The following is a 15,429-nucleotide window of genomic DNA, read 5'->3' on the forward strand; positions in this document are numbered from 1 at the left end:
CCGTGCCGCTGCTCTGGATCAACGGGCCTTTCGGGGGCGGGAAGACGCAGACGGCGTACGAGCTCCGGCGCCGGCTGCCCGGCAGTGTGGTGTGCGACCCGGAGCATGTCGGCTTCGGGCTTCATCGCACCCTGCCGCCGGCCCTTCGAGGTGACTTCCAGGACCTGCCGGCCTGGCGGCGGGGCGTGTACGAGGTCCTCGACCTGGCGCTGCGGGAGCACACGGACGGTCCGGTGATCGTGCCGATGACGCTGGTGGAACCGGCGTACTTCGAGGAGGTCGTCGGCCGGCTGCGCGCGGCGCACGGCGCGGACCGGGTGCACCACTTCGCGCTGCTCGCGCGGCGGGAGACGGTCCTGAAGCGGCTGACGGAGCGCGGTCTCGGCCGTGGCCTCAAGCGCGAGAGCTTCGCGGTGAGCAAGCTGGACGGGTGCCTGGAGCGGCTGAACCGGCCGGAGTTCGCGCACCACATCCGTACGGACCGGCTGACGGTCCCGCAGGTCGCGGACGAGGTGGCGCGCACGGCGGGGCTGTGGCTCGCACCGAACACGGACGGGCCGCTGCGGCACCGACTGCGCCGGGTGCGGGTCGGTCTCGCCCACATCCGCTTCGACTGAGGGCCGGGCCTCCCGAGCCGCTGGGGCCCGTCCGGCGGATCAGCGAAGGACGGCTTCGAGGAAGTCGCTGCCCAGGCGGGCGACGACGGTCACGTCCAGCTGGTGCAGGACGTAGCGGCCGCGACGCTGGGTGGTGAGCAGCCCGGCCTTCTTCAGGACGGCGAGGTGCCGCGAGACCTCCGGGGCGGTGATGCCGTACGCGTCGGCCAGCTCGCTCGTCGTGTACGAGGCACGGGCGAGGTTGCGGCACATCCGCATCCGCATCGGATGGGCGACGGCCTCCAGACGGAGCTTGACCGTCTCCACGGGGGCGGTGCCGGCGAGTTCGCGGGTGGAGACGGGGTACTGGATCACCGGCTGCCAGCCGCGTGCGTGCACGGCGATGAGGTGCGGCCGGCCGAAGGCGGTCGGCAGGAAGGTGAGCGCCGAGCCCCGGGTGGTCGTCCGGCCGAGGACCAGTTTGTCGACGGCTATCCGGGAGCCGCGCTCGTCCTCCTCCAGGCTCATCGCCGGGGAGACGGCGGCGACGGCCTCGGCGAGGCCCTTGTGGCGCAGCAGTTCGGTCTTGTGCCGGGCGTCGGCGGCGAGCTGGACCCGGACCCGGCGCCAGGTGTCGGCGAAGAACGCGTCGTCGCAGTCCTCCAGGAGCCGGCGGATCCACGCGCGCGTGCCGGTCGGATCGGCGAGCATCCGCTCCACGAAGGCGGCCTGGCGCGGGCCGCGCGCGGCGGCCAGATCGAGGGCGCGGCGGCGGGAGTGGGCGTCGACGAGCGGGGAGGGCAGGCCGTCCGCGTACTGGGTGCTGCAGGAGATCTCCAGCGCCGCCCCGACAAAGGTCTCGTCGTTCATCCGGTCGAGGTCGTCGAGCTCCTCGGCGAGCGTCTCGCGCGGCTGGGCGGGCAGCAGGAAGTCGGACCGGGTGGACCGCCACATGAAGTCGGCCTCGTGCATGCGGTCGGCGAGCTGGGGCTCGAGTCCGGCGGCGGTGGTCGTGGCCCAGCCGTGCAGCCCGGGGTGGTGTCCGGGCTCGGACAGCACGTGCATCGCGGCGCCGAGCTCGGCCAGCGGCGAGGGGCAGAAGGAGATCCGCTGATGCGGCAGTCCGGTGATGTCGATGGTCACGCTCACCCCCCTATGGTGCGGGTCGCGCCGGGCACCCTGTCGCCCGTTTGACGGTGGCTGTCAATCGGTGCGACCGCGCACCCCGCCCGGCGCATCGTGAAGGGCATGAACGCACTGCACCAGTACCTCCTCGACAGCTACCGGGCCGAGCAGCGCGGCGAGCGGATGCCTCCGGTGCCCGGGACGCACGACATCGAGACCCTCCGCGCGGTCCGCGAGGCCCGCCGCTTCGACGCCGTCGTCGCCGGCCGCCCGGCCCGTGGGCGGCTGCGCACGGCGCTCGGCCGGTGGCTGCACCCAGGGGCGTGCTGAGACGGCCGGGGGCGTCATGCGGGGGAGTCACGCCATGCGCGAAAGGAACGCCCGCACCGCCTCCCGCACGTTCTCCTCCGTCCAGCCCAGGCCCGGCTCGGTCACGGTCACCTCCGTCAGAGCCACCCCCGGCGGCCCGCCCGCGCCCGGGCCGTGCCACCGGCGGAAGAGGACCGTGTCCGTCTCCTCCGCCAGCGCCACCGACGCCGCCGTCAGAACCTCGGGGTCGTACGGGAGCCACACCTGGAACTGGTGGGTGTGCGGTGCCTCGGGGTGGATGCGGAACCACGGCACCCCCGCCTCCTCGAAGCCCGTCCGCAGCCCGTCGGCCACCACGCGCGCGTGCGCCACGTACGAGGGCAGTCGCGGGAGTTCCACGGCGAGACCGCGCAGCGCCGACACCGCGGCCGGGAACTGCTGGAAGAGCAGCCCTCCGTACCGGTGCCGCCACACCCGCGCCTCCTCCATCACGTCCTCGGGGCCCGCCAGCGCCGCCCCCGAAAGACCGCCCAGGGACTTGTAGAAGGACACGTACACGCTGTCCGCGAGCCCCGCGATCTCCCGCAGGCCGCGCCCGAAGTGAGGGGCGCACTCCCACAGCCGCGCGCCGTCGACGTGCACCACCGCATCACGTTCGCGCGCCGCGTCCACCACGGCCACGAGCTCCTCCCAGGACGGCAGCACGAACCCCGCGTCCCGCAGCGGCAGCTCCAGCATCAGCGTCCCGAACGGCTCCGGGTGGTCCCGTACCTCCTCGGCCGTCGGCAGCCGTGGCTCGTCCGTGGGATGAACCGTGCGCAGCCCGCTCACGACCCCCAGCGCACCGCCCTCGTGGACCTCCGGATGCGCCAGCGGATGCAGGGCGACGACCGGGCTGCCCGTCCGCCCCGACCAGCAGCGCAGTGCCACCTGCTGGGCCATCGTCCCGGTCGGGAAGAACACCGCGGCCGGGAGGCCGAGCTCGTCGGCGACCCGCCGCTCGACCTCCTCGACGAGACCGTCGCCGTATGTGTCGAGCCGGCCCCCGTCGTCCTCCGTGCCCGCCGTCCAGTCGGCCAGCTCCCGCAGTCGCTCGCCGACCGTGCCGTCGACCGGCGAGTGCCACAGCTTGCGCTCCGCACCGCCCCATACCTTCGCCTGGATCAGCCGCGCTTCCGTTTCGTCCATGGGCCGATCATCACACCACCACCCACACCCTGTGGACAGCCACGGAGGAGCGCGAAACGCTGGCGTAGCATGACCAGAAATCGTCCGGTACCCCCCGCGGACTGGAACGGAAGGCCGTTGCCGCGTGAACCAACCAGCAGAACCCCGAGCGGAAGACCGACCCGCGCGACTCACCGTCGGAGTCGTCGGAGCCGGCCGGGTGGGACCCGCCCTCGCCGCCGCTCTCCAGCTCGCGGGACACCGCCCCGTCGCGGTCTCCGCGGTCTCCGACGCCTCCGTGCGCCGCGCCGCGAGCCTGCTCCCCGACGTGCCGATCATGTCGCCCGCGCAGGTGCTCGCCCGCGCCGATCTGGTGCTTCTGACCGTCCCCGACGACGCCCTGCCCGGCCTGGTCGAGGGCCTCGCGGAGACCGGGGCCGTCCGGTCCGGGCAGCTGCTCGTGCACACCTCCGGGCGGTACGGCGTGCAGGTCCTGGACCCCGCGCGGCGGGCCGGCGCGCTGCCGCTGGCCCTGCACCCCGCCATGACCTTCACCGGGACCTCCGTCGACGTCCAGCGGCTGGCCGGCTGCTCCTTCGGCGTGACCGCGCCCGTGGAGCTGCGGCTCGCCGCCGAGGCCCTGGTCATCGAGATGGGCGGCGAGCCCGAGTGGATCGAGGAGGAGGCCCGCCCGCTCTACCACGCGGCCCTCGCCCTCGGCGCGAACCACCTGGTCACGCTGGTCGCCCAGTCGATGGAGCTGCTCCGTACTGCCGGGGTCGCCGCCCCGGACCGGATGCTCGGCCCCCTCCTGGGAGCCGCCCTGGACAACGCCCTGCGCTCGGGCGACGCCGCGCTCACCGGCCCCGTCGCGCGCGGGGACGCGGGCACGGTCGCCGCGCACGTGGCCGAGCTGCGCAAGCACGCGCCCGGCACCGTCGCCGGCTATCTGGCGATGGCCCGTACGACCGCCGACCGGGCGCTCGCGCACGGCCTGCTCAAGCCCGAGCTGGCCGAGGATCTGCTGGGTGTGCTCGCAGAGGGGGAGAGCCGATGAGCTCCACGTCGTCCACGTCCTCGACGACGTTCGCACTGGTCCGTACGGCGGACGAACTGCACAGGCTGGTGGCACGCCGCGCGTCCGCCACCCGGGCCTCCACCCCCTCCGCCGCACGCTCCGACGCGGCCGAAAACAGCCGTACCGCCGTTGTCATGACCATGGGCGCCCTCCACGAGGGACACGCCACCCTCGTGCGTACCGCCCGCGAGTACGTCGGACCCGAGGGGTTCGTCGTCGTCACCGTCTTCGTCAACCCGCTCCAGTTCGGCGCGGGCGAGGACCTCGACCGCTACCCCCGCACCCTGGACGCCGACCTCACCGCCGCCGAGGCGGCCGGCGCCGACACGGTCTTCGCCCCCGCCGTCGACGAGGTCTACCCCGGTGGCGAGCCCCAGGTCCGGATCAGCGCGGGACCCATGGGCGAGCGCCTCGAAGGCGCGTCCCGGCCCGGGCACTTCGACGGGATGCTCACCGTCGTCGCCAAGCTGCTCCACCTCACCCGCCCCGACCTGGCCCTGTTCGGCCAGAAGGACGCGCAGCAGCTGGCCCTGATCCGCCGGATGGCCCGCGATCTGAACTTCCCGGTCGAGATCGTCGGCGTGCCGACCGTCCGCGAGGCCGACGGCCTCGCGCTGTCCAGCCGTAACCGCTATCTCTCCGGCGGCGAGCGCCGCACCGCCCTCGCCCTCTCCCGGGCCCTGTTCGCCGCGAGCGACCGGCTCGCCGCCCAGCACGCGCTGCGCGCGCGTGCCGACTCGCTGCCCGGCGCGCAGAACCGGGCCGAGACCCGCGCCGAGGCGCTCTCCCGGCTCGGCGAGGCCCGCGCCGCGGCCGACGCCCACGCCGTGGCCCAGGCGACCGAGGGCAACGGAGCCGAAGCCGTACGGGCCGCGGCCCGCGCCGTCCTCGACGAGGCGGCGAAGGCCGAGCCGCCGCTCACCCTGGACTATCTGGCCCTGGTCGATCCGGCCGACTTCACCGAGGTCGCCGACGACCACGAGGGCGAGGCGATCCTCGCCGTCGCCGCGCGCGTGGGCAGGACGCGGCTGATCGACAACATCCCGCTGACGTTCGGAGCCACCAAGTGACCGGAATACGGCTGCAAGCGCCCGCGCCGGGCTGGTCCATCGACGCCGATGTCGTCGTGGTCGGCTCCGGTGTCGCGGGACTGACCGCGGCCCTGCGCTGCACCGCCGCCGGACTGCGCACGGTCGTCGTCACCAAGGCCCGTATGGACGACGGCTCCACCCGCTGGGCGCAGGGCGGCATCGCCGCCGCGCTCGGCGACGGCGACACCCCCGAGCAGCACCTCGACGACACCCTGGTGGCCGGCGCCGGGCTCTGCGACGCCGAAGCCGTACGGCTCCTCGTCACCGAGGGCCCGGACGCCGTCCGCCGGCTGATCGCCACCGGCGCCGACTTCGACAAGACCGCCGACGGCGAGATCGCCCTGACCCGCGAGGGCGGCCACCACCGCCGCCGGATCGCGCACGCCGGCGGCGACGCCACCGGCCTCGAGATCTCCCGCGCCCTCGTCGAGGCGATACGGGACCGGGGCCTGCGCACCATCGAGCATGCCCTCGTCCTGGACCTCCTCACCGACGACGAGGGCCGCACCGCGGGTGTCACCCTGCACGTCATGGGCGAGGGCCAGCACGACGGTGTCGGCGCCGTCCACGCCCCCGCCGTGGTCCTCGCCACCGGCGGCATGGGCCAGGTCTTCTCGGCCACCACCAACCCGGCCGTGTCCACCGGTGACGGCGTCGCGCTCGCCCTGCGCGCCGGCGCCGAGGTCTCCGACCTGGAGTTCGTCCAGTTCCACCCCACCGTGCTCTTCCTCGGCGCCGACTCCGAGGGGCAGCAGCCGCTGGTCTCCGAGGCGGTACGGGGCGAGGGCGCCCATCTCGTCGACGCCGACGGGGTCCGCTTCATGCTCGGGCAGCACGAGCTGGCCGAGCTCGCCCCCCGCGACATCGTCGCCAAGGCGATCATGCGCCGGATGCAGGAGCAGGGCGCCGAGCACATGTACCTGGACGCCTGCCACTTCGGCGCCGAGATGTGGGAGAACCGGTTCCCCACCATCCTGGCCGCCTGCCGGGCCCACGGCATCGACCCGGTCACCGAGCCGATCCCGGTCGCCCCCGCGGCCCACTACGCCTCCGGCGGCGTCCGCACCGACCTGACCGGCCGGACCACCGTCCCGGGCCTCTACGCATGCGGTGAGGTGGCCTGCACGGGCGTCCACGGCGCCAACCGGCTCGCCTCGAACTCGCTCCTGGAGGGCCTGGTCTTCGCCGAGCGCATCGCCGAGGACATCGCCACGCTCGGCCCGCACCGCGAGGGCCTGCCGGTCGTGTCCACCACCGCGTCGGTCCTGCCGCTGCTCGCCCCGGAGACCCGGCCCCGCGTCCAACGGACCATGAGCGGGAACGCCGGAGTGCTGCGGTCCGCCGAGAGCCTCGCGGACGCCGCCGACGCCCTGGATGCGCTGAGCCTCTCGGCCGCCGAGGACCACCCGGGGAAGGCGGCAGAGCCGGGCGTCGAGTCCTGGGAGACGACGAACCTCCTGTGCGTCGCCCGTGTGCTGGTCACCGCCGCCCGGGAGCGCGAGGAGACCCGCGGCTGCCACTGGCGCGAGGACCACCCCGAGCGCGACGAGGACTGGCAGCGCCATCTGATCGTGCGCCTCACCTCGGACCGGCGGCTCGTGGTCCGCCGTACCGCCACCGCAGACTTTCCCTCCGTAACCCCCGAAGCCCCCAGGGAGCCGCAACCGTGAGCACGCCAGAGGAACGCCGTCCCGAGCCCGTGGACGTACCCCTGATCCAGATCAGCGCCCCCGCCGAAGGCGCCGGCGGCTGCGGTGACGGCTGCGGCTGCGCCGAGGGCGACGAGGTGTACGAGTGCGGTCTCGACCCCGCGCTCGCCCAGCTGCTCGCCGACGCCGGGCTCGACCCGGTCCAGGTCGAGGACATCGCCCACCTGGCGATCGAGGAGGACCTCGACGGCGGTGTGGACGTGACGACCGTCGCGACCGTCCCCGAGGACGCGATCGCCACGGCCGACTTCACCGCCCGTGAGGCGGGCGTCGTGGCCGGTCTGCGGGTCGCCGAGGCGGTGCTGTCCATCGTCTGCACCGAGACCTTCGAGGTCGAGCGGCACGTCGAGGACGGCGAGCGCGTCGAGGCCGGCCAGAAGCTGCTCTCGGTCACCACCCGCACTCGCGACCTGCTCACCGGTGAGCGCAGCGCGCTGAACATCCTGTGTCGCCTCTCCGGCATCGCCACCGCCACGCGCGCGTGGGCCGACGTCCTGGAGGGCACCGAGGCCCGGGTCCGCGACACCCGCAAGACCACACCGGGCCTGCGCGCGCTGGAGAAGTACGCGGTGCGCTGCGGCGGCGGCGTCAACCACCGCATGTCGCTGTCGGACGCGGCGCTGGTCAAGGACAACCACGTGGTCGCCGCCGGCGGTGTGGCGCAGGCGTTCAAGGCCGTACGGGAGCAGTTCCCGGACGTGCCGATCGAGGTCGAGGTCGACACGCTGCACCAGGTCCGCGAGGTCCTCGACGCGGGCGCCGACCTGATCCTGCTCGACAACTTCACGCCCATGGAGACCGAGGAGGCCGTCGCGCTGGTCGCCGGCCGGGCCGTCCTGGAGTCCTCAGGCCGTCTCACGCTCGAGAACGCGGCGGCGTACGCGGCGACCGGCGTGGACTACCTCGCGGTGGGCGGTCTCACGCACTCGTCCCCCATCCTCGACATCGGCCTCGACCTGCGCGACGCCTCCGAGGCGGCGGTCTGATGCTGCTCACCATCGACGTCGGCAACACGCAGACCGTCCTCGGCCTCTTCGACGGCGAGGAGATCGTCGAGCACTGGCGCATCTCCACGGACCCGCGCCGCACCGCCGACGAGCTGGCGGTCCTGCTCCAGGGCCTGATGGGCATGCACCCGCTGCTGGGGGTGGAGCTCGGTGACGGCATCGGCGGCATCGCGATCTGCTCGACCGTCCCGTCGGTGCTGCACGAGCTGCGCGAGGTGACGCGGCGGTACTACGGCGACGTCCCGGCGGTCCTGGTGGAGCCCGGCATCAAGACCGGCGTGCCGGTCCTGACGGACAACCCCAAGGAGGTCGGCGCGGACCGCATCGTCAACTCGGCGGCGGCGGTCGAGCTGTACGGGGGCCCGGCGATCGTGGTCGACTTCGGCACCGCGACGACGTACGACGCGGTCACGGCGCGCGGCGAGTACGCGGGCGGGGCGATCGCGCCGGGCATCGAGATCTCGGTGGACGCGCTGGGCGTCAAGGGCGCGATGCTCCGCAAGATCGAGCTGGCCCGTCCGCGCAGCGTGATCGGCAAGAACACGGTCGAGGCGATGCAGTCGGGCATCGTCTACGGGTACGCGGGCCAGGTCGACGGTGTGGTGTCCCGCATGAAGCGCGAACTGGTCGGCCCGGACGGCGACCCGTCCGACGTCACGGTGATCGCGACGGGCGGCCTGGCGCCGATGGTCCTCGCCGACTCCAAGGAGATCGACGAACACGAGCCCTGGCTGACGCTGATCGGCCTCCGCCTCGTCTACGAACGCAACATCTCCCGCATGTAGCCGGCTCCCGGCCGGGGCCCAATCGCCCCGGCCCGCGCCCGCCACCCGGCGAAGGCCCCGCGCCCGGCGAAGGCCCCGCACCGCCCCGCCCGCCCTGCCGCCCCGGCGAAGGCCCCGCACCGCCCAGGCCCACGGCCGCCACCCGGCGAAGGCCCCGCGCCCTTGCGGCGCCCGCCCAACGGGCGGCACCGCCGCCGGCGGCAGACCCCGCGCCGCGCCGCCCCGGCCCGCGGCCGCCACCCGCCGAGGGCCCCATGCCCCCGGCCCCGCCATCGGGCACCCGCGGCCACGAACCGTACGGCCACAGCCCGCCGGCAACGAGCCCGCACCACCCGCCGCCCCTGCGGTCAGCCGCCCCGCACCCACCGGCCCGCCCCCGGCGAAGGCCCCGCGCCGCCCCGCCCCGGTCCGCCGCCCGCTCAAGGGCCCCGCCCGCTCAAGGGCAACGCGCCGGGGGATGATCGGTAAACGAAATTTGTCCGATTAGCGCGTATCGTCACCTCATGCCCACGCCATACGGATCCCGCGGCGGCATGGCGTTCAGTGCGGACGAGCTGCGTGTGCTCCGACGCGCCCTTGCCATCGCCCTCAACCCTGCCCCCCTTCAGGACGAGGACGTCCAGGACTGCCTGCGCCTCGCCGAATCCGTGGACGACGCCGTCCGCGAGGCCGGCCGGCTGCGCGCCTTCCTCCTCGCCGATCTGGCCCGGTACCGCGAGGCCCTCCCCGGCTCGCTCCCGGGCTATCTGGAGCTCCTCCAGGACGCCCTCGCCGCCGGCTACGACCCCGCCGCCGACGACCTCTCCGCCCTGCGCACCCTGCGGTCCCATCCCCGGGCCGCCCACCTCCTGGAGCGCTGCCAGGTGCTCGTCGAACGCTCCGTCCGCGCCCGCCTCGCCCGCGTCTCCCAGGCCGTGGCCACCGCGCCCCGCACCCGGCTGCTCGCCCTCCCCGGCGGGCGCGCCGGCGAGGGCGAGCCCAAGCCGTCCACCCCGAAGCCGCCCGTCCCCGTCAAGCGCCCGGCCCCCAAGCCCTCCGAGGTGTTCCCGCCGCGCCGACGCCCCGTACCCCCGCCCCCGCCCGAGGAACGCGTCGCCGGATAGCTACTCTGGTCGGCATGGACTACGTATCCGCGCTGCTGCCCCCCGTCGTGATGGCCACGTTCTTCATCTGCCTCGTCGTCACGATCGTGAAGAGCCAGGGCGGCCCCAACAAGGCCAAAGAGGACGCGGCCGTGGACGCCGCCCTCGCCCGTGCCCAGGCCGCCCGCCAGGCGGACGGCGGCAGCGCCTCCTAGTCCCACCCGCATCGAGGACGTACGACAGTTTTCATGTCGTACGTCCTTTTTGTTGCGTTTCCTCCGTCAATAACCAGCCATTCCCGGTTCGCTTGACTAAGGTGGCAGTTGTGCCCCGCCAATTGGGAGAGCTCGAAGACGCCGTCATGACGCGCGTCTGGCAATGGAACCGCCCGGTGACCGTCCGGGAAGTCCTGGAGGATCTCCAGCAGGAACGGTCCATCGCCTACACCACCGTCATGACGGTAATGGACAATCTCCATCAGAAGGGCTGGGTGCGCAGGGAAGTCGACGGCCGCGCCTATCGATATACCGCGGTCTCCACCCGCGCCGCCTACTCGGCCGCACTGATGAACGAAGCCTGGTCCCAGAGCGACAACCCGGCCTCCGCTCTCGTCGCCTTCTTCGGCATGATGTCCAGCGAGCAGCGAGAGGCCCTCAGCGACGCGATCCGCATCGTCGGGCACAACATCCCCGAGGAACCCGCTCCACCGGCGGAGAGCGCCGGCGACCGGACCACCGGCGAGGGCGACGCCGGTACGGCCGACGAGGGGCGATAACGTCCCCCCATGTCGTCGTCCTCCACCGCTTCAAAAGCCGTCACCGTTCGCCGTGCCCGCACCAGTGATGTCGCCGCGGTCCGCCGCCTTGTCGACCCGTACGTCCGTCGCGGCATCCTGCTCGACAAAGCGACGGTGACGCTTTACGAGGACATCCAGGAGTTCTGGGTCGCCGAACGCGACGAGGACGCCGTGGTGGTCGCCTGCGGCGCACTCCATGTGATGTGGGAAGACCTCGCGGAAGTCCGTACTCTCGCGGTCGATCCGGAGTTCAAGGGCGGCGGCGTCGGACATCACGTGCTCGACAAGTTGCTGCACACCGCCCGATGGCTCGGGGTGCGCCGGGTATTCTGCCTGACCTTCGAAGTCGACTTCTTCGCGAAGCACGGCTTCGTCGAGATCGGTGAGACTCCGGTCGACGGAGATGTCTACAGCGAGCTCCTGCGTTCCTATGACGAGGGTGTCGCCGAGTTCCTCGGTCTCGAACGAGTGAAGCCGAACACCTTGGGCAACAGTCGGATGCTTCTGCATCTGTGATCGTGCCGAGCGTGTGCGGAACCCTATGTCCGAATCGCGCACGTTTCCCGCGTTGCCGGGCTTCTGAACCTCTGCCAGGGGTTTGTGTTTTTCCGGGAAAAGCGGTTTCCTTTCCGCGTACTGCATTTTCGATGAAAGGAAATCCGGTGGCACAGAAGGTTCAGGTCCTTCTTGTCGATGACCTCGACGGTGTCGAGGCGGACGAGACCGTGACGTTCGCGCTGGACGGCAAGACCTACGAGATCGACCTCACCACCGCCAACGCGGACAAGCTCCGTGGCCTGCTCGAGCCGTACACCAAGAGCGGCCGTCGCACCGGTGGCCGTAGCGCCGGTACGCGTGGCAAGGGCCGCGTCGCCGCCGGTGGCAGCCCGGACACCGCGAAGATCCGCGCGTGGGCCAAGGAGAACGGATACAACGTGAACGACCGCGGCCGTGTCCCCGCGGAGATCAAGGCGGCCTACGAGGACGCGAACCGCTGAGGCGTCAGCTGCTGAGGCGCCGATCCGCGAGGGCGGGCACTCAGCAGCCGCACCCGATGGCACTCCGCGGCCGCGGCGGCCACGAGCCGTGCCAGGCAGGGGGCACCCGCATCGCCCCGCGCGGCGGCCCGCAGCGCGGGCAGCGAGCCGTCCCCGGTCCGGCCGGGCTCGGGGGCCCGCAGCCACACCGCGGCGCCCGGCGCGCCGGAACCGCTCCGTCCTGGGGGAATGGGAGCGGTCATCCGGCCGCCCGCGCCCAGGGCGACGAGATCCAGTGAGATCCCGCCCCATTCGAGCCAGTCGAGCAGCCCCGGCAGCTCCTCCGCGCTCCCCGCGGCCGTCAGCAGCCGCATTCTGCGCCCCATGAGGGCCACCGGTCCGGTGGCGGGGCCCATTCTGCGCAGTACCGCACGGCCGGCCGCCGCGGGCAGCTCCAGGACGTCGAAGCGCACCCCCGTGACCAGCTGCGCCGGGGGGCCGTCCACGACCGCCCAGCCGAGCTCCCGCTCGTACCACCGCGCGAGGCCGCCGTCGATCGGCGAGCGGGGCATCGGGACGGTGAGGGCCATGCCCGGGGAACTCCCGCGAGCGCCGGTTGGTTACGCCTCCGATGACCCAGCGTCCTTGATCCAGTGCGCAGAGTGTCCATGATGGGGGCGTACGGGTGCATTCGAGAGCGCAAGGATGTTCGCCCGTAGCGGAGGGGACGGGGGTGTGCCGCATGGAGTGTCAGTGCTTACGGGTAAGACATTCCTAGTGAGGAGGGACGACTTGCGGGCTTTGGCGTCTCACGTTCGCCATCGGCGTACAGATGGCGGGGGTAACTGCTTGGCCTGCGGGAACATCGTCTCGCACCATCGGGTTGGAGCATTTGTCGGCTGTTCGGCAGCAGGTCTCCCCGCTTGAGAGGGGGTGATCCGGACGGATGTCGGCAGTTGGAATGAGCGGTCCCCGCTTGCGGGACTAAGCTGCGGAAGGACAGGGAGGGGATCGACCCCTAACTGACTGACCGCTCTGAGGAGCGATTAACGATGTTCGAGAGGTTCACCGACCGCGCGCGGCGGGTTGTCGTCCTGGCTCAGGAAGAAGCCCGGATGCTCAACCACAACTACATCGGCACCGAGCACATCCTCCTGGGCCTTATCCACGAGGGTGAGGGTGTCGCCGCTAAGGCCCTGGAGAGCCTCGGGATTTCGCTCGAGGCGGTCCGCCAGCAGGTTGAGGAGATCATCGGGCAGGGGCAGCAGGCCCCGTCCGGCCACATCCCCTTCACCCCGCGTGCCAAGAAGGTCCTGGAGCTGTCGCTCCGAGAGGCCCTCCAGCTCGGCCACAACTACATCGGCACCGAGCACATCCTGCTCGGCCTGATCCGCGAGGGCGAGGGCGTCGCCGCCCAGGTCCTCGTGAAGCTGGGCGCCGATCTCAACCGGGTGCGGCAGCAGGTCATCCAGCTGCTCTCCGGCTACCAGGGCAAGGAAGCCGCCACGGCCGGCGGTCCTGCCGAGGGCACTCCCTCGACGTCCCTGGTCCTCGACCAGTTCGGCCGCAACCTCACCCAGGCGGCCCGCGAATCCAAGCTCGACCCGGTCATCGGGCGCGAGAAGGAGATCGAGCGGGTCATGCAGGTGCTGTCCCGCCGTACGAAGAACAACCCGGTTCTCATCGGCGAGCCCGGCGTCGGCAAGACCGCCGTCGTCGAGGGCCTGGCGCAGGCCATCGTCAAGGGCGAGGTGCCCGAGACCCTCAAGGACAAGCACCTCTACACCCTGGACCTCGGCGCGCTGGTCGCCGGCTCCCGCTACCGCGGTGACTTCGAGGAGCGCCTGAAGAAGGTCCTCAAGGAGATCCGCACCCGCGGCGACATCATCCTGTTCATCGACGAGCTCCACACCCTGGTGGGTGCGGGTGCCGCCGAGGGCGCGATCGACGCCGCCAGCATCCTCAAGCCGATGCTGGCCCGCGGTGAGCTCCAGACCATCGGTGCGACCACGCTGGACGAGTACCGCAAGTACCTGGAGAAGGACGCGGCCCTCGAGCGCCGCTTCCAGCCCATCCAGGTCGCGGAGCCGTCGCTGCCGCACACGATCGAGATCCTCAAGGGGCTGCGCGACCGGTACGAGGCCCACCACCGGGTCTCCATCACGGACGAGGCCCTCGTCCAGGCCGCGACCCTGGCCGACCGGTACATCTCGGACCGCTTCCTCCCGGACAAGGCGATCGACCTGATCGACGAGGCCGGCTCCCGGATGCGCATCCGCCGGATGACCGCGCCGCCGGACCTCCGCGAGTTCGACGAGAAGATCGCCGGCGTCCGCCGGGACAAGGAGTCCGCGATCGACTCCCAGGACTTCGAGAAGGCGGCGTCTCTCCGCGACAAGGAGAAGCAGCTGCTGGCGGCGAAGGCCAAGCGGGAGAAGGAGTGGAAGGCCGGCGACATGGACGTCGTCGCCGAGGTCGACGGCGAGCTGATCGCCGAGGTCCTCGCGACCGCCACCGGCATCCCGGTCTTCAAGCTGACCGAGGAGGAGTCCTCGCGTCTGCTCCGCATGGAGGACGAGCTCCACAAGCGCGTCATCGGCCAGAAGGACGCCGTCATCGGCCTCTCGCGGGCGATCCGTCGTACGCGAGCCGGTCTGAAGGACCCGAAGCGTCCCGGTGGCTCGTTCATCTTCGCCGGCCCGTCCGGTGTCGGTAAGACCGAGCTGTCCAAGGCTCTCGCCGAATTCCTCTTCGGCGACGAGGACGCGATGATCTCCCTCGACATGTCGGAGTTCAGCGAGAAGCACACGGTTTCCCGTCTCTTCGGTTCTCCCCCCGGATACGTGGGCTACGAAGAGGGCGGCCAGCTCACCGAGAAGGTGCGCCGCAAGCCGTTCTCCGTCGTCCTCTTCGACGAGGTCGAGAAGGCCCACCCCGATATCTTCAATTCCCTTCTCCAGATCCTTGAGGACGGTCGCCTGACCGACTCCCAGGGTCGGGTCGTGGACTTCAAGAACACGGTCATCATCATGACGACCAACCTCGGGACCCGGGACATCTCGAAGGGCTTCAACCTGGGCTTCGCGGCCCAGGGCGACACGAAGTCCAACTACGAGCGGATGAAGGCGAAGGTCAGCGACGAGCTGAAGCAGCACTTCCGCCCGGAGTTCCTGAACCGTGTGGACGACATCATCGTCTTCCCGCAGCTCACCGAGGCCGACATCCTGCAGATCGTCGACCTGATGATCAGCCGGGTGGACGAGCGCCTGAAGGACCGGGACATGGGCATCGAGCTCTCCCAGTCCGCGAAGGAGCTGCTCGCCAAGAAGGGTTACGACCCGGTCATGGGCGCCCGGCCGCTGCGCCGGACGATCCAGCGCGAGGTCGAGGACTCGCTCTCCGAGAAGATCCTCTTCGGCGAGCTGCGCCCCGGCCACATCGTGGTCGTGGACACCGAGGGCGAGGGTGAGGAGAAGAAGTTCACCTTCCGCGGCGAGGAGAAGTCGGCCCTGCCCGACGTCCCGCCGATCGAGCAGGCGACGGGCGGAGCGGGCCCGAACCTCTCGAAGGACGCGTAAGCGTTCGATCGCGTGACAGGGGCGGGGGGCCCCGCGGGGAGTTTCCTGGGGGGCCCCGTGGGGCGGGAATTAGATGGGGTGGGGGTGTTTGGGGGGGGGGGGGTCGGGGTGGGGGGGGGGGGGGGGGGG

The 15,429-nt window shown here is 71.9% G+C and carries 16 protein-coding genes; 13 read left to right on the top strand and 3 right to left on the bottom strand.

All coding sequences use genetic code 11. The features are described 5' to 3' along the window. Positions 1 to 2: 2 nt before the first annotated feature. Positions 3 to 617, top strand: coding sequence for an AAA family ATPase (locus tag ACFVZW_RS18905; protein ID WP_384522611.1), 615 nt, complete (start codon positions 3 to 5; stop codon positions 615 to 617). 39 nt (positions 618 to 656) lie between these two features. Here the strand turns inward: ACFVZW_RS18905 and ACFVZW_RS18910 are convergent, their stop codons facing one another. Further along, entirely contained in the window at positions 657 to 1,745 is a 1,089-nt protein-coding gene (locus tag ACFVZW_RS18910) for a DUF5937 family protein (RefSeq protein ID WP_384522613.1), read from the bottom strand. 99 nt (positions 1,746 to 1,844) lie between these two features. On the opposite strand from ACFVZW_RS18910, the gene ACFVZW_RS18915 reads away from it, so the two are divergent. Beyond that, positions 1,845 to 2,051: a hypothetical protein gene (locus ACFVZW_RS18915; protein ID WP_384522615.1), complete on the top strand. Its 207-nt coding sequence runs from the start codon at positions 1,845 to 1,847 to the stop codon at positions 2,049 to 2,051. 27 nt (positions 2,052 to 2,078) lie between these two features. On the opposite strand, the gene ACFVZW_RS18920 is transcribed toward ACFVZW_RS18915, so the two are convergent. After that, a complete protein-coding gene (locus ACFVZW_RS18920) occupies positions 2,079 to 3,218 on the bottom strand; it encodes a threonine aldolase family protein (RefSeq protein ID WP_384522617.1) in 1,140 nt (379 codons plus the stop codon). A gap of 124 nt (positions 3,219 to 3,342) precedes the next feature. Here ACFVZW_RS18920 and ACFVZW_RS18925 point away from each other — a divergent pair, with 124 nt between their 5' ends. The 10 genes from ACFVZW_RS18925 to ACFVZW_RS18970 all read left to right on the top strand — a co-directional run bounded on the left by ACFVZW_RS18925 (position 3,343) and on the right by ACFVZW_RS18970 (position 11,743). Beyond that, the gene (locus ACFVZW_RS18925; protein WP_384522619.1) at positions 3,343 to 4,254 is read left to right on the top strand and encodes a Rossmann-like and DUF2520 domain-containing protein; all 912 of its coding nucleotides are present in this window, start codon (positions 3,343 to 3,345) and stop codon (positions 4,252 to 4,254) included. After that, the gene (panC, locus tag ACFVZW_RS18930; protein WP_384522621.1) at positions 4,251 to 5,345 is read left to right on the top strand and encodes a pantoate--beta-alanine ligase; all 1,095 of its coding nucleotides are present in this window, start codon (positions 4,251 to 4,253) and stop codon (positions 5,343 to 5,345) included. The genes ACFVZW_RS18925 and panC overlap by 4 nt, the downstream gene beginning before the upstream one ends. Further along, positions 5,342 to 7,036 (top strand): L-aspartate oxidase, encoded by a 1,695-nt coding sequence (locus ACFVZW_RS18935; protein ID WP_384522623.1) that lies wholly within the window; start codon positions 5,342 to 5,344, stop codon positions 7,034 to 7,036. The genes panC and ACFVZW_RS18935 overlap by 4 nt, the downstream gene beginning before the upstream one ends. Then, positions 7,033 to 8,061 (top strand): carboxylating nicotinate-nucleotide diphosphorylase, encoded by a 1,029-nt coding sequence (nadC, locus tag ACFVZW_RS18940; protein WP_384522625.1) that lies wholly within the window; start codon positions 7,033 to 7,035, stop codon positions 8,059 to 8,061. Before ACFVZW_RS18935 ends, nadC begins: the two co-directional genes overlap by 4 nt. After that, positions 8,061 to 8,867, top strand: a complete 807-nt coding sequence (locus tag ACFVZW_RS18945) for a type III pantothenate kinase (protein WP_329119170.1) — start codon at positions 8,061 to 8,063, stop codon at positions 8,865 to 8,867. The genes nadC and ACFVZW_RS18945 overlap by 1 nt, the downstream gene beginning before the upstream one ends. A gap of 533 nt (positions 8,868 to 9,400) precedes the next feature. Next, positions 9,401 to 9,970 carry a hypothetical protein gene (locus ACFVZW_RS18950; protein WP_384522638.1) on the top strand — a complete coding sequence of 190 codons (570 nt, stop codon included), beginning with the start codon at positions 9,401 to 9,403 and terminating at the stop codon, positions 9,968 to 9,970. A 14-nt stretch (positions 9,971 to 9,984) separates the two neighbouring features. Then, complete coding sequence (locus tag ACFVZW_RS18955) at positions 9,985 to 10,164, top strand: hypothetical protein (RefSeq protein ID WP_384522627.1); 180 nt, start codon at positions 9,985 to 9,987, stop codon at positions 10,162 to 10,164. A 110-nt stretch (positions 10,165 to 10,274) separates the two neighbouring features. Continuing rightward, positions 10,275 to 10,724, top strand: coding sequence for a BlaI/MecI/CopY family transcriptional regulator (locus tag ACFVZW_RS18960; RefSeq protein ID WP_384522629.1), 450 nt, complete (start codon positions 10,275 to 10,277; stop codon positions 10,722 to 10,724). 9 nt (positions 10,725 to 10,733) lie between these two features. Further along, the gene (locus ACFVZW_RS18965) at positions 10,734 to 11,261 is read left to right on the top strand and encodes an amino-acid N-acetyltransferase (RefSeq protein ID WP_384522631.1); all 528 of its coding nucleotides are present in this window, start codon (positions 10,734 to 10,736) and stop codon (positions 11,259 to 11,261) included. 146 nt (positions 11,262 to 11,407) lie between these two features. Continuing rightward, positions 11,408 to 11,743: an Lsr2 family protein gene (locus ACFVZW_RS18970; protein ID WP_147979058.1), complete on the top strand. Its 336-nt coding sequence runs from the start codon at positions 11,408 to 11,410 to the stop codon at positions 11,741 to 11,743. Here the strand turns inward: ACFVZW_RS18970 and ACFVZW_RS18975 are convergent. After that, complete coding sequence (locus ACFVZW_RS18975) at positions 11,722 to 12,312, bottom strand: SCO3374 family protein (RefSeq protein WP_384522633.1); 591 nt, start codon at positions 12,310 to 12,312, stop codon at positions 11,722 to 11,724. The genes ACFVZW_RS18970 and ACFVZW_RS18975 overlap by 22 nt on opposite strands. A 462-nt stretch (positions 12,313 to 12,774) precedes the next feature. On the opposite strand from ACFVZW_RS18975, the gene ACFVZW_RS18980 reads away from it, so the two are divergent. Continuing rightward, positions 12,775 to 15,300 (top strand): ATP-dependent Clp protease ATP-binding subunit, encoded by a 2,526-nt coding sequence (locus tag ACFVZW_RS18980; protein WP_361442350.1) that lies wholly within the window; start codon positions 12,775 to 12,777, stop codon positions 15,298 to 15,300. The last annotated feature ends 129 nt before the right edge of the window (positions 15,301 to 15,429 follow it).

Origin of the sequence: Streptomyces sp. NPDC059567 (assembly GCF_042735655.1) — a bacterium.
GTDB lineage: Bacteria > Actinomycetota > Actinomycetes > Streptomycetales > Streptomycetaceae > Streptomyces.